Source organism: Luteimonas vadosa (assembly GCF_039543545.1).
GTDB classification, from domain to species: Bacteria; Pseudomonadota; Gammaproteobacteria; order Xanthomonadales; family Xanthomonadaceae; genus Luteimonas; species Luteimonas vadosa.
On record NZ_BAABJY010000002.1, the window covers coordinates 1,132,620 to 1,144,909 of the forward strand.

Annotated in this window: 12 protein-coding genes; 9 read left to right on the forward strand and 3 right to left on the reverse strand. The window is 62.6% G+C overall.

Annotated features, from left to right (window positions below):
- Positions 1-21: 21 nt before the first annotated feature.
- The 3 genes from pyrG to ABD970_RS11080 form a co-directional block, all read right to left on the reverse strand.
- Positions 22-1,701: a CTP synthase gene (gene pyrG / locus ABD970_RS11070; protein ID WP_345295721.1), complete on the reverse strand. Its 1,680-nt coding sequence runs from the start codon at positions 1,699-1,701 to the stop codon at positions 22-24.
- A gap of 160 nt (positions 1,702-1,861) precedes the next feature.
- Positions 1,862-2,290, reverse strand: a complete 429-nt coding sequence (locus tag ABD970_RS11075; RefSeq protein WP_345295521.1) for a hypothetical protein — start codon at positions 2,288-2,290, stop codon at positions 1,862-1,864.
- Between the two features lie 220 nt (positions 2,291-2,510).
- Positions 2,511-2,906 carry a hypothetical protein gene (locus ABD970_RS11080; protein ID WP_345295522.1) on the reverse strand — a complete coding sequence of 132 codons (396 nt, stop codon included), beginning with the start codon at positions 2,904-2,906 and terminating at the stop codon, positions 2,511-2,513.
- A 326-nt stretch (positions 2,907-3,232) separates the two neighbouring features.
- Between ABD970_RS11080 and parE the strand changes: the two genes are divergently transcribed.
- The 9 genes from parE to ABD970_RS11125 all read left to right on the forward strand — a co-directional run bounded on the left by parE (position 3,233) and on the right by ABD970_RS11125 (position 12,290).
- Complete coding sequence (gene parE, locus ABD970_RS11085; protein ID WP_345295523.1) at positions 3,233-5,122, forward strand: DNA topoisomerase IV subunit B; 1,890 nt, start codon at positions 3,233-3,235, stop codon at positions 5,120-5,122.
- Positions 5,123-5,230: 108 nt separating this feature from the next.
- On the forward strand, positions 5,231-5,764 hold the full coding sequence (locus ABD970_RS11090; RefSeq protein WP_345295524.1) for a hypothetical protein: 534 nt from the start codon (positions 5,231-5,233) through the stop codon (positions 5,762-5,764).
- Positions 5,765-5,821: 57 nt separating this feature from the next.
- Positions 5,822-6,502 (forward strand): hypothetical protein, encoded by a 681-nt coding sequence (locus ABD970_RS11095; RefSeq protein WP_345295525.1) that lies wholly within the window; start codon positions 5,822-5,824, stop codon positions 6,500-6,502.
- A gap of 401 nt (positions 6,503-6,903) precedes the next feature.
- Positions 6,904-7,476, forward strand: a complete 573-nt coding sequence (locus ABD970_RS11100; protein WP_345295526.1) for an AbiU2 domain-containing protein — start codon at positions 6,904-6,906, stop codon at positions 7,474-7,476.
- Positions 7,477-7,590: 114 nt separating this feature from the next.
- Positions 7,591-8,424 (forward strand): DUF4238 domain-containing protein, encoded by an 834-nt coding sequence (locus ABD970_RS11105; RefSeq protein WP_345295527.1) that lies wholly within the window; start codon positions 7,591-7,593, stop codon positions 8,422-8,424.
- 186 nt (positions 8,425-8,610) lie between these two features.
- On the forward strand, positions 8,611-9,222 hold the full coding sequence (locus ABD970_RS11110; protein WP_345295528.1) for a dioxygenase family protein: 612 nt from the start codon (positions 8,611-8,613) through the stop codon (positions 9,220-9,222).
- A 258-nt stretch (positions 9,223-9,480) separates the two neighbouring features.
- Complete coding sequence (locus tag ABD970_RS11115) at positions 9,481-9,879, forward strand: hypothetical protein (protein WP_345295529.1); 399 nt, start codon at positions 9,481-9,483, stop codon at positions 9,877-9,879.
- A 279-nt stretch (positions 9,880-10,158) separates the two neighbouring features.
- Positions 10,159-10,989: an NADPH-dependent F420 reductase gene (locus tag ABD970_RS11120; protein ID WP_345295530.1), complete on the forward strand. Its 831-nt coding sequence runs from the start codon at positions 10,159-10,161 to the stop codon at positions 10,987-10,989.
- A 191-nt stretch (positions 10,990-11,180) separates the two neighbouring features.
- Positions 11,181-12,290 (forward strand): serine hydrolase domain-containing protein, encoded by a 1,110-nt coding sequence (locus tag ABD970_RS11125; RefSeq protein WP_345295531.1) that lies wholly within the window; start codon positions 11,181-11,183, stop codon positions 12,288-12,290.

Here is a 12,290-nt window from a genome sequence, read left to right on the forward strand (position 1 = left end):
CGCCTGTCCCGGCAGCGGCGCTCACGCGCTAGCCTCCTTCAGCAGCCGTCCACCGCCGTGCCCGGCATTGGCCTTGCGCTCGCGGGCGGCGCGGATGAAGCCGACGAACAGCGGGTGGCCGGTGCGCGGGGTGGACTGGAACTCGGGATGCGCCTGGCAGGCGATGAACCAGGGGTGGTCGGGCAGCTCCACCATCTCCACCAGCAGGTCGTCCATCGACTTGGCCGCGATGACCAGGCCGGCATCCTCCAGCTGGGTGCGGTAACGGTTGTTGAATTCGTAGCGGTGGCGGTGGCGTTCGCCGACCACGTCCTTGCCGTAGAGCTCGCGGGCCTTGGTGCCGGGCTTGAGGCGCTGTTCCTGCAACCCCAGGCGCATCGTGCCGCCGAGGTCGCTGTCTTCGCTGCGCTTCTCGACCTCGCCGCTGGCGGTGCGCCACTCGGTGATCAGGCCGATCACCGGATGCGGGGTCTGGCGGTCGTTCTCGGTGCTGTTGGCGGCGTCCAGCCCCGCCATGTGGCGCGCGACGTCCACCACCGCGGCCTGCATGCCGTAGCAGATGCCGAAGTACGGTACGCCGTGCTCGCGGGCGTACTTCGAGGCCAGCACCTTGCCCTCGAAGCCGCGGTCGCCGAACCCGCCCGGCACCAGGATGCCGTCGACGCCCGCCAAAACCGCGTCCGCGCCCTGGCGCTCGATGTCCTGCGACTCGATCCACTTCAGGTCGACCCGAGTGCGCTGGCGGATGCCGCCGTGCTTCAGGGCTTCGCCGACGGACTTGTAGGCGTCCTTGTGGTCCACGTACTTGCCGACCACCGCGATGGTGACCTCGTCGATCGGCTGCTCGGACGCCTCCACCACCGCCTGCCAGTCCGACAGGTCGGCCACCGGCGCGGCCTTGTCCTCCAGCCGCAGCCGTTCGAGCACGATCTGGTCCAGGCCCTGGGCCTGCAGCCACATCGGGATCTTGTAAATGTTGTCCAGGTCGACGGCCGACATCACCGCCTTTTCCGGGACGTTGGTGAACGAGGCGATCTTGCGGCGCTCGCCGTCGGGCAACGGCTGCTCGCTGCGGCACAGCAGGATGTCGGGCTGGATGCCGATCGAACGCAGTTCCTTCACCGAGTGCTGGGTGGGCTTGGTCTTGAGCTCGCCGGCGGCCGCGATGAACGGCACCAGGGTCAGGTGCATGTACACCGCCTTGTCCGGCCCGCGCTCGGTGCGGATCTGGCGGATCGCCTCGAGGAAGGGCAGCGACTCGATGTCGCCCACGGTGCCGCCGATCTCCACCAGGCCCACGTCGAAGCCTTCGGTCGCGGCGTCCACGCAGCGCTTGATCTCGTCGGTGATGTGCGGGATCACCTGCACGGTGGCGCCCAGGTAGTCGCCGCGGCGCTCCTTGCGGATCACGTTCTCGTAGATCTTGCCGGTGGTGATCGAGTTGCGGCCGCCGAGGTGGACGCTGACGAAGCGCTCGTAGTGGCCCAGGTCCAGATCGGTCTCGGCGCCGTCGTCGGTGACGTAGACCTCGCCGTGCTGGAACGGGCTCATCGTGCCGGGGTCGACGTTGATGTAGGGGTCCAGCTTCATCATCGTCACCCGCAGGCCGCGGGCCTCGAGGATGGCGGCCAGGGAGGCGGCGGCGATCCCCTTGCCGAGTGAAGACACCACGCCGCCGGTCACGAACACGAGCGGGGTCACGGCGGCGGGGGCGGTCATGGCGGCACCAGGTCTGGAAAGCGACATTCTACCGGCTGCCCCCCGCCCCCGCGACCCGGGCCGCCCCGGCCGGTGGCGTCCGCCAATGAAAACGCCCCGGAAACCGGGGCGTCGCCTGGAGGCACTTGGGGCAGGCGCCGCGTCAGCGCGGCACTTCGACCTCTTCCTCCTCTTCTTCTTCCTCTTCTTCCTCGACGTTGGCGCGCAGCTCCACCTCGGTCTCCAGCGCCTTGGCCATGGCCGCGGCGGACGAGGCCTGCTCCGCCGCCAGGCGGGCGGTGCCGGCTTCGTCTTCGGTCGCGTCCTCGGCCATCTCGGCGGCGGCTTCGGCCTGCTCGGCGGCCAGTTCCGCGGCGGCGGCATCGTTGTCGGCGGCGACTTCGGCATTGCCGCTGGTTTCATCGGCCGCCTCGCGTGCCGATTCCGCGGCCTCGCGGGCGCGCTCGGCGGCCTGCTTCGCTGCTTCGGCGCTTTCCTTCTTGGTCGGCTCCTGCAGCGCGGCCAGGGCAGCGGGCGCGGCCAGCAGGGTGGCGGACAGGGTGAGGGCGATCAGGGGCAGGGACGGCTTCATCGGCGGGCTCCGGGATAGGGGATCAATTGGATCGGCGGATGCGATCCGGCGTGGACGTCACGGCGTGGCGCCAGCCTGCACCGGGGCGCGTTAAGACCGCATCTGCGACCACGGCCGCGCGCCGGTGGATGGCGGAAAGAACAACGCCCCGACCAGGTCGGGGCGTTGCATGGGCATCCTTGCACCGTGTCGCGGCGGAGGGGGACGCCGCGACGGTCCATCAGGACGGGTCTTCTTCCTCGAGCTCTTCTTCCTCGGGCTCGATGCCGGTGTCGGCGGTCACCGCGGAGTTGGCTTGGGCGGTGGCGTTGCCCGAAACGGCGTCGACGGCGGTATCGCTGGCCATCTCGCCGGCCTGCGCGCCCTGGCGGGCGACGTCGCGCACGGCGCTGCCGACCTGGTCGCCGGTCTCGCGGGCGGTGTCGGCGGCCTCGCGCACCGCGTCGGTGCGGGCACCGGCATCGATGCGGGTCTGGGCGGAGACGTCGGCGCCCACGGCGCCGGCATTGACGTTGACGCCGGCCTTGCCGCCGACGCCAACGCCTTGCGCGAAGGCCATGGGGGTGGCGAGGGCAGCGGCCAGCAGGGTCGGGATCAGGATCTTGTGATTGCTCATGCGGGTGGATCTCCATTGGGGGATTTGGAACAGGTCCAGCAGATGGATCAGGTGGAACAGGGCGTCGCTTGCGACCGGGCTTTGGTCTTCTGGCTCTTGGTCCGCCGGCTGCTCGGTCAGCCGGCCTGGGGTCTTCGATGGCCGGGGCACACACCCGGTCACCGCAGCGACGGGGCGCACCCTACGCACCCCCACCCGGCTCGCGACTGAACAACGGGACCTTAACGACGGGGTCGCGAAAGGCCCGATCCCACGCCCGGCGGGCCCCCGGTCCCGGGCCGGTAAGCTATGGCCATCCCCTCCGCGCGACAGGGCCCAACGCCTGCATGAACACCCGCTACAACGCCGCCGACATCGAAGTCCTGTCGGGCCTGGACCCGGTCAAGCGCCGCCCCGGCATGTACACCGACACCACGCGGCCCAACCACCTGGTGCAGGAGGTGGTGGACAACGCCGTCGACGAGGCCCTGGCCGGCCACGCCCGCCAGATCGAGGTGACCCTGCACGCCGACGGCAGCTGCGAGGTGTCCGATGACGGCCGCGGCATGCCCGTGGACATCCACCCCGAGGAGAAGATGCCCGGCGTCGAGCTGATCCTCACCCGGCTGCACGCCGGCGGGAAGTTCAACAACCGCAACTACACCTTCAGCGGTGGCCTGCACGGCGTGGGCGTGAGCGTGGTCAACGCGCTGTCGAAGCAGGTCGAGGTCCACATCAAGCGCGACGGCAGCGAGTACCGCATGACCTTCGCCGACGGCGACCGCGTCACCGCGCTGGAGGAGGTGGGCAGCGTCGGCAAGAAGAACACCGGCACCCGCCTGCGCTTCTGGCCGGACCCCAAGTACTTCGACACGGCGAAGTTCGGCCTGCGCGCGCTCAAGCACTTGTTGCGCGCCAAGGCGGTCCTCTGCCCCGGGCTGACCGTGAAGCTGGCCGACGAAGCCAGCGGCGAGCAGGAGACGTGGCATTACGAGGACGGGCTGCGCGACTACCTGCTCGGCGCGCTGGCGGGCAGCGAGCTGGTGCCGCCGGAACTGTTCGTCGGCCAGCAGGCCCGCGACACCGAGGTCGTCGACTGGGCCGTCGCCTGGGTGCCGGACGGCGAGCTGGTGCAGGAGAGCTACGTCAACCTCATCCCCACCGCCCAGCACGGCACCCACGTCAACGGCCTGCGCACCGGCTTCACCGACGCGCTGCGGGAGTTCTGCGACTTCCGCAACCTGCTGCCGCGCGGCGTCAAGCTCGCGCCCGACGACGTCTGGGACCGCGTCGCCTTCGTGCTCAGCGTCAAGATGACCGACCCGCAGTTTTCCGGCCAGACCAAGGAGCGGCTGTCCTCGCGCCAGGCCGCCGGCTTCGTCGAGGGCGTGGCGCACGACGCGTTCTCGCTGTGGCTCAACCAGCACACCGAACTGGGCGAGCGCATCGCCCAGCTGGCGATCGAACGCGCCACCGCCCGGCTCAAGACCGAGAAGCAGGTCACCCGCAAGAAGGTCACCCAGGGCCCCGCCCTGCCCGGCAAGCTCGCCGACTGCATCAGCCAGGACCTGTCGCGCACCGAGCTGTTCCTGGTCGAAGGCGACTCCGCCGGCGGCAGCGCCAAGCAGGCGCGCGACAAGGACTTCCAGGCCATCCTTCCCCTGCGCGGCAAGATCCTCAACACCTGGGAAGTCGCCTCCGGCGGCGTGCTCGCCTCCAACGAAGTCCACGACCTCGCCGTGGCCATCGGCTGCGATCCCGGCAAGGACGACATCTCCGGCCTGCGCTACGGCAAGGTCATCATCCTGGCCGACGCCGACTCCGACGGCCTGCACATCGCCACCCTGCTCACCGCCCTGTTCCTCAAGCATTTCCCTGCCCTGGTCGCCGCCGGAAACATCTTCGTCGCCATGCCGCCGCTGTTCCGCGTCGACGTCGGCAAGCAGGTGTTCTATGCGCTGGACGAGGAAGAAAAGCGCCTGCTGCTGGAGAAGATCGAGCGCGAGAAGCTCAAGGGCGCCGTCCACGTCACCCGCTTCAAGGGCCTGGGCGAAATGAACCCCTCCCAGCTGCGCGAATCCACCATCCACCCCGATACCCGGCGGCTGGTGCAGCTGACCAACGACGACGACGCGGATACGAGGGCGTTGATGGACATGTTGCTGGCGAAGAAGCGCGCTGGGGATCGGAAGGCTTGGCTGGAGGAGAAGGGGGATTTGGCGACGTTGGAGGTTTAGGCAACTCTCTGCGCCACGATAGATGTACTGATACCGATTTAAACGCGAGTAATATCTAGCTATCTAGGTGTTTTACCCGCTGATTGTTTATTAGGTGGTTGAGCCCATATGGCCGCGAAAGTCAAAGAGCAACTGGACGAGCTACATCGAATCAGCGAGGACCAGTGGGCTCGCTACCAACAAATGCTGCCAACATCTGACGATGTGTCGTTGGTCGTACTCAAGGGTCATCTAATCATCGAAGAGATGCTCTATGCCATCGCGCTAGAGCACTGCGCAAAGCCTGATGAGCTCGCAAAAGCAAGACTTACTTTTGCGCAACTTCTCCACATGGTTTGCGCTCTTACGAAAATCCCCGTGATGGAAGCCTGCTCTCCAGCAATTAGTCTTTTGAATACCATTAGAAATTCGTTGGTTCATAACTTGGAGCCAAAAGAGTTGGAGCCGCGCCTCCACGCCCTGCAGAAGCTGTGTGAACCAACCGATTTCGAGTACCCTCCGAATTATGTAAAGCCAACAGAACTTCCGCGCATAGCTGAGTCGTGTATTTGCTTCCTAATCGGTGGACTCAACGTGATCGGAATTGTGGCCGCTTTGGTGGAGAAGAATCCACAGATGCTGGTACGTACTAACGTCTCCTAAAAATTCACTCAAGCCGGAACCGACTCGCGCGTCGGCTCAATTCAGGTGTCAGACGACATGAATCTTGAAGACTGGAGCCTCTTGGCAAGAGCGGTCAATCGCGACGTCGAGATGCTGACTAGAGCTTCCAAGACTCAAGGCGATGTTCGCGATCTTCTCAAAACCAGAAGCGTGTCTCCCTCTGAAGAACAAATCATTGATGCTGACTGCTTCGGACAAGCACCAGGAGTTCACCGTATCGTAAGAGTTGCCGGTTCAATGCTAAAGATCTGGAAGATTCATCGTGCAGGCCTAGATCTAAGCGACGTGAAGGGAGCCGACCTCTACTATGAACTAGGCAACAGAAAGTTCGTACTTGTTCAGTACAAGAAGTCGAGTTCTACAGATCGAGTTGTCTTGGATAAGCCCCAATTAGTAGAACTAGAAAAAGCCTGCCCCGTTAATTGCCTTCCAACGAACAGGTTTTGTTGCGGGTCTTGGTATGCCTTGCATGGAAAAAAGAAGATAGCGTACTTCACTGCATGTGAGATTCGAGAGTTATTTGGAGCGTACAAGAGCAGGAAGGCAGACTACTTTGTAAATGGCTTGACGCGAAAGCAGTTCTTGGAAGCTTTTGGGTCATGCAATATAGGTGCGCGAACAAGGCCTATCCGAGTTGCTGCATACCAAACCTTCTCGATTGACAATGATCACGTTTTTTTTCATGTTGAGAATCAGGACCCGTCATATATTGTCTGATGATTAATTCACGTTGACGCCGTTTCTCGGTGCTTCTTAATTGCAGTCTCAGTAGATTTTAGGTGCAGCGTCTAGAGAATCAGGAAGCGGATTGGCCTTTTGCAAGCTGCGAGGATCTGCAGCCTGACCCGGTTCGGATTATGAAGCTCGACAGCCTTGGCAACGTTGTCGCGCTCACGGATTAATTCTGCAAATGAGTAGAGGCCGAGGATGAAATTATGCATTACAGGTAGTTCGTTGATGGCATTGTCCGAGCATAAGAGCCAGGATGCACTCGCAAGGAGCGCAAGACCTAGCGTTTGGTTAAGCCGCAGACCGCATAGCAGCTTGTCTTGCACGGTAACGTGTGCCACTCCGCCGTCCCGTATAGCGGTATGGCCTGACTCAGGTTTCAGTCGACAATGAAGGGGCTCACTCCGCACGTTGCACAAGAGTTCTGCTCTCTTTGCGACTGGGCGTATCACGCCAATCAAATTCACAGACATCTATTCGACAACAATCCGCATGTCGACAGACTGATAAATTCACAATTTGGTGATGCGCTTAGTCAGCTAAGCGGTGTCACGGTCGAGTATGCCGCGCTTCAAATCGCAAAACTGCATGACAAAGCCGTCGTGTCCGGAAGAGTAACGCTTAGCATTGATTACATCTTGGTCTACGGCGGCTGGGATGAACCAGCTAAAAGTGAGTTGGAAATGATCCGCAAAGAGCTCGATTCTTTTGCGGACAAACTTCGCCAAGTGCGTAACAAAGCACTCTCTCACAATGATCTTTGCGCAATTCTCGCTGGTGGCGCACTCGGAGCCTTTGAGCAAGATGAAGATCTAGCGTATTTCGATCGGCTCAAAGCGTTTGCAAACTTAGTGTCCGTAAGCGCTATAGGCAAGCCGTTTTCATATTCCTCAAGGATTACAGCTACCTCAGTTGGCATTATCCGCATCACAGATGCACTCGCGTCACAACTTGAGGCCTAACGAATAGTTTGCGCCAGACCCACATCCTGTCGGCTCCGAGGTGCGCGCCTTCGGCTAGATTTAACCCCGGTCGCAGCCCGATATGGCCTAGCTAAACTCTGCATTAGGCGCAATATGGGACATCACTACCTACCGCAACACTATCTTCGCGGATTTGCGATAGACAGGTCGATCTGGGTACATGACCTGATGCACACACGCTCGTACCGCACTCAGGTTAAGTCTGTGGCCAATGAGACCGCCATGTATACGGTGGACTTAGAAGCTTACTTGGCCAATGAAGTTGAGAGTCCAGCGCAGCCAGCTATCGAGAAGCTTCGCGAGTTAACCGTGCTTTCCGGGGGCGAGCGAGAAGCACTTGCACGCTACGTCATCGCTATGTGGAAGCGCGTACCGTCGGGGCGAATGCGCGTAGCCGCAACTATCCCCGAGGTCGCAGACTCAGTGAACGCCGAAATTCAGCGCGGCCTCGAGGACGCAGCGACCGAGGATCCAAGCCTCTCTGACATTGCAGAGAGTCGAAGACGTGAAGTTAACGCCCTAATCGCCAAGTACAAGCAGGATCCACCGGATCACTTTTGGCATTACACGGTAGGCACTCAAGCAACACCACGAATGGTTCACGGTCTTCTGGAGATGCAGTGGGCAATCCTCGTGTCTGAGCGCGAGCATTTCATTACCTCGGACAACCCAGTTTTCTTCTTTGCTGCGGAGGGAATTGGCTCACCTCAGTCTGAGCTGAGCGTGCCTCTAAGTTCGCGGGTTGCTTTATGGGCTGCGCGGAGTCGCGCGCCGAAGCCCTACTTTTTGCCAGTGGAACGAAGCGTTGTGCTCGAGATCAACAGGCGCACAGCGCGGAACACCAATCGCTTTTTGTACACGAAACAGGAGTCACCTTGGGCATTGCGCTTTGGCGCAAAAAAACATGCACTTAGTCGCCTATGGTAGGGATGAAGAAGGTGTCAGGGACAATTTTTGGTCGGCTTAGTTCAGGCGAAGGAAATGGTGTCAGGGACAATTTTCTGGTCGGCTTAGTTCAGGCGGAAAAGGGGTCAGAGAACATTTCTGCTTCAATCGCCAATGTTCTCTGACCCTTGCGCTGGCAGCGCAGTACGTCACAGGAGAAAAGCCCTGATGAAGATCGAACGCATCACCCTTTTAAGCGCCCTGATCTTTGTGGCGGTGGCATGTGTCCCTGCAGAGAGCCGGGGCCAGGCGGATCCCGCCTGGCTGAAAAGCTGGAACGAGGCGCAGGAAACGCGGCCGAAGGCGATGACGTCCAGCGGCAGGATCGCAGGAGAGGGCGAGCCGGGTCAGCCTTTCATCCTCCATGGGCGGGTTCTCAACCCTGACGGCACGCCGGCCGATGGCGTGGTCGTCCACGCCTACCACCGGGACCATGCCGGCTTCGATTTCGGTCCCGATGACAAAGCGCTCACGACGTGGAGACTCCAGGGCTGGGTCAGGACGGGCGAGGATGGGCGTTTCCGGTTCCGGACGATCCGGCCGGCGCCTGATCATCTGGGTCGGGAAGGTGCCCATGTTCACTTGACGCTCGATTCGCCCGTCCATGGCCGTCAGTGGGCTCCGACGGTCTTCCTGGCGGACGATCCGATGGTCCCACCCGAACAACGCCGACGCTCGGCAGGGGCGGGTCGATTCGGTTGGGTGCTGGACGTCGAGACCAGGCAAGGCGTCCAGCATGTCTCCGTGAACGTCCGGCTAAAGGAAGAGGCTGACTTCTGAGTGGCGTGAGCGGAACACGGGGCAGGTCCACTTCCGGGGAAATGGCTCAGGTACGAAGAAAGGGATCAGGTACATTCTCGAGAGCGACGGCGAAGTTCATTTGGCTAGCGTCGCTGGCGGCACGACCATGGCCTCCGGCGTCTCGAATGAGGCATTCATGAAAAGACCAGACACTGCGTTCGAACCGAGCCCGCTCGCGGGTCGGCTTGACTCCGGCAACAGGCTGCGGCGATAAACGTCTACGCGCTTGCCATCGGCATGGTCGTTGCGGTGGTCGTGGTGCTGCAATTCCGGTCGAAAGGCCTGGAGCACACCCGGTGCGCGTACCCGCTTCTCCTGGCAACCTTCCCGGTCTACTACTGGATCTTTGCGGTGTACGCGTCCGATTACACGGCATTGGTTCGCGAGTTCATCGCGGGCGGCGCGTTTCTGGCCATTGCCTATGCGGCTTACAGGCTCAGGTCATTCGCCACCTTGCTGCTGTTGGCCCTGGGGTATGTCGCCCACTCGGCCTATGACTTCTACCATGACGCGTTCTTCGTGAATCCGGGTGCTCCGACCTGGTGGCCGGAGTTTTGCGGCTCGGTCGACTTTCTTGTCGGGTGCTACGTTGCGTACCTGGCCTTGTCCTGGCACAAACGGCCAGCTGCTACCTGAGACCGGGGAGACGCGGACGAACGGCGCGGCCAGGTTCATTACCTGAACTAACGAGCTCAAGGATGTTTCTGCCGACCTGGGTCCGACAGAAGGGTCAGAGTCGACCTGCTTGCCCGGGTTTCGGTTTTCTGTCCTGCACCGCTCTCTATCCCCGTTGTCGCGATAGCGGACCAGGCAATTGTCCCTTTGCACTGCTCGGTGTAACCGCCCAAAGGCCTCTCCCTGTGGCCTTGGACTTCTCATTGCTTTCAACGCAGAGGTGAGTTCATGAAATGGACAATGATCCTGCTCGTGGTCGTCGGCTTGGGAGGCTTTGTCGCCCCCGTGGCGGCCCAGGACGAGCCGGTTGTCGCCATGATCGGTACGGGCACTCTCGCGGACACGTTCGGCCCGGCGATCGGCCGCGCCGGGTATACCGTGGTCTACGGCAGCCGCGAGCCCGCTCGGCCATCGGTGCGTGCGCTCGTGGAGAAGACGGGGTCGGAAGCCTCGGCCGCCAGTCCGCGCGAGGCGGCCTCGAATGCGCAGATCGTGATCCTCGCCGTCCCGAGGAACGTGCTGGATGACGTCACCGACAGCTTGGGCGAGCTGGACGGCAAGATCGTCGTTGACGTGAGTGGCGGAATGAAGCGGGTGGCGGCAGATGGGTATCTGGAGCTCATTCCCGGCGAGTCCAATAGCGAGCGGATCCAGTCCCGGCACCCGAACGCGCGCGTGGTGAGGATCAACTTGCCCTTGATGGCGTTCTTCGTGGACCCCATGCTGGTCGGCACGCCGCCTACCATCCTGATCGCCGGCGACGACCCTGCAGCGCGGGAGGCAGTGGCCAGGCTGATCTTCGACCTGGGATTGGATCCGTGGGACGCGGGTCCGCTTCGCTTTTCCCAGGTGTTCGATGCCATGAACACGATGGCACTGGTGCCATCGCAGCAGGGCCGGATCGAGGGCTACGAGTGGAGGCTGATGCCGAGCGCTCCGCTGTCGTGCTTTACGGACGTGTCCAAGCTTTTCGGATTCGGTCATCCCAAAGAGCTGGACAGCGTTCGCCCGTTTCCCCGGCGTGATCAGCCTATCCCCTGCGATGAATGGCGACGGCGCCTCGGATGGTGAGTGAGGAAAAAGGTGTCAGGGACAATTTTCAACTTTGCTCTGAGTCGGGAGCTTCCTCGAAACAGCTGGTTTCTCATTGTCCAGAACCACACGTCCTCTGACTGCACTCCCGGTGCCGGATGATGCTCAAGCGACAGCTCGCACGGTGTTTCCTCGCCCTACTCGCAGGGTGCGTCATCACGTGTCCCGCATTGGCCCAGACCAAGACCGAGCGGATCCATGCGCTCATGGCGCACTACCACGCGCTCGGCCGCCTGCATGGCGCGGTGCTCGTCGCCCAGGACGGGAAGGTCGTCTATGAGGGCGGCTTCGGGCAGGCAGATGCGACCTGGGGCATCGCCAACGCCGCCGACGTCAGGTACCACGTCGCATCCGTCACCAAGGTCCTCACCGCGGTGCTCGTCCTGCAGCAGGTCGAACGCGGGACGCTCCGCCTCGATGCGCCCGTGGCGGGCTACCTGCCCGACTTCCCCGTGCCCATCGATGCGCGGATCACCGTGGACCACCTGCTTTCGAACCGCTCGGGCCTGGTGGACTACGTCAACGACCTGGACGGCGATGAGTACATGGCGCGGTACGAACATCGCCGCGTGCCTGCCGAGACCCTCGTGGCTGAAATGCTGCAGCGACCGCTGGAGTTCGCGCCCGGCGAACGCTTCGACTACAGCAACACCGGCTACGTCCTGCTTGAGGTGCTGCTGGAGTCGGTGACGGGCCGGCCCTACTGCGACCTCCTCCGCGAGGAGGTGTTCGCGCCGGCCGGCATGGCGGCAAGCGGATGCGTGTCCTACGAGCCCGTGGTGGCGCGGATGGCCACGGCCTACAAGCGCGAGAACGGGCAGCTGGCGCATGCCCCGTTCTTCCACGCACTGCATGCGGACGGCGTGGCGTACTCGACGGTGCGCGACCTCTTCCGCTTCGACGAGGCCCTCCGCGCAGGGCGCCTGCTGTCGCCGGCGATGCAGGCCGTGATGGCCACGCCCCGGATCGGGGACGACAGGATCGGCAACTTCTTCGGCCCCGGACTCGAGCACTTCTACGGCTACGGGCTGGAGATCCACCAGCGGCCCGGCGCCAGTCCCGCCGACCGCGTCACGGTCGTGGGCCATTCGGGTTACTACCTCGGCTGGAGCGCCCGGCTGTGGCGCGTGCCGGAGGACGGCATCGCGATCATCGTGCTGAACAACCAAACCCTGCCGACCTTCTACATCGAGCTGTTCGACATCCTCTACGAGCGCCCTTACCGCTTGCCGACGGAGGACGAACTCGACGCGCGGGAAGGGAAAAAGAAGGAGGAGTAG

What these genes read in the sequence shown, in the direction of transcription:
- ABD970_RS11105 (WP_345295527.1), top strand. Translation starts at nt 7,591, where the DNA reads ATGGGACATCACTACCTACCGCAACACTATCTTCGCGGATTTGCGATA.
- ABD970_RS11080 (WP_345295522.1), bottom strand. Translation starts at nt 2,906, where the DNA reads ATGAGCAATCACAAGATCCTGATCCCGACCCTGCTGGCCGCTGCCCTC.
- ABD970_RS11115 (WP_345295529.1), top strand. Translation starts at nt 9,481, where the DNA reads ATGGTCGTTGCGGTGGTCGTGGTGCTGCAATTCCGGTCGAAAGGCCTG.
- parE (WP_345295523.1), top strand. Translation starts at nt 3,233, where the DNA reads ATGAACACCCGCTACAACGCCGCCGACATCGAAGTCCTGTCGGGCCTG.
- ABD970_RS11100 (WP_345295526.1), top strand. Translation starts at nt 6,904, where the DNA reads ATGAAGGGGCTCACTCCGCACGTTGCACAAGAGTTCTGCTCTCTTTGC.
- ABD970_RS11110 (WP_345295528.1), top strand. Translation starts at nt 8,611, where the DNA reads ATGAAGATCGAACGCATCACCCTTTTAAGCGCCCTGATCTTTGTGGCG.
- ABD970_RS11095 (WP_345295525.1), top strand. Translation starts at nt 5,822, where the DNA reads ATGAATCTTGAAGACTGGAGCCTCTTGGCAAGAGCGGTCAATCGCGAC.
- ABD970_RS11075 (WP_345295521.1), bottom strand. Translation starts at nt 2,290, where the DNA reads ATGAAGCCGTCCCTGCCCCTGATCGCCCTCACCCTGTCCGCCACCCTG.
- ABD970_RS11120 (WP_345295530.1), top strand. Translation starts at nt 10,159, where the DNA reads ATGATCCTGCTCGTGGTCGTCGGCTTGGGAGGCTTTGTCGCCCCCGTG.
- ABD970_RS11090 (WP_345295524.1), top strand. Translation starts at nt 5,231, where the DNA reads ATGGCCGCGAAAGTCAAAGAGCAACTGGACGAGCTACATCGAATCAGC.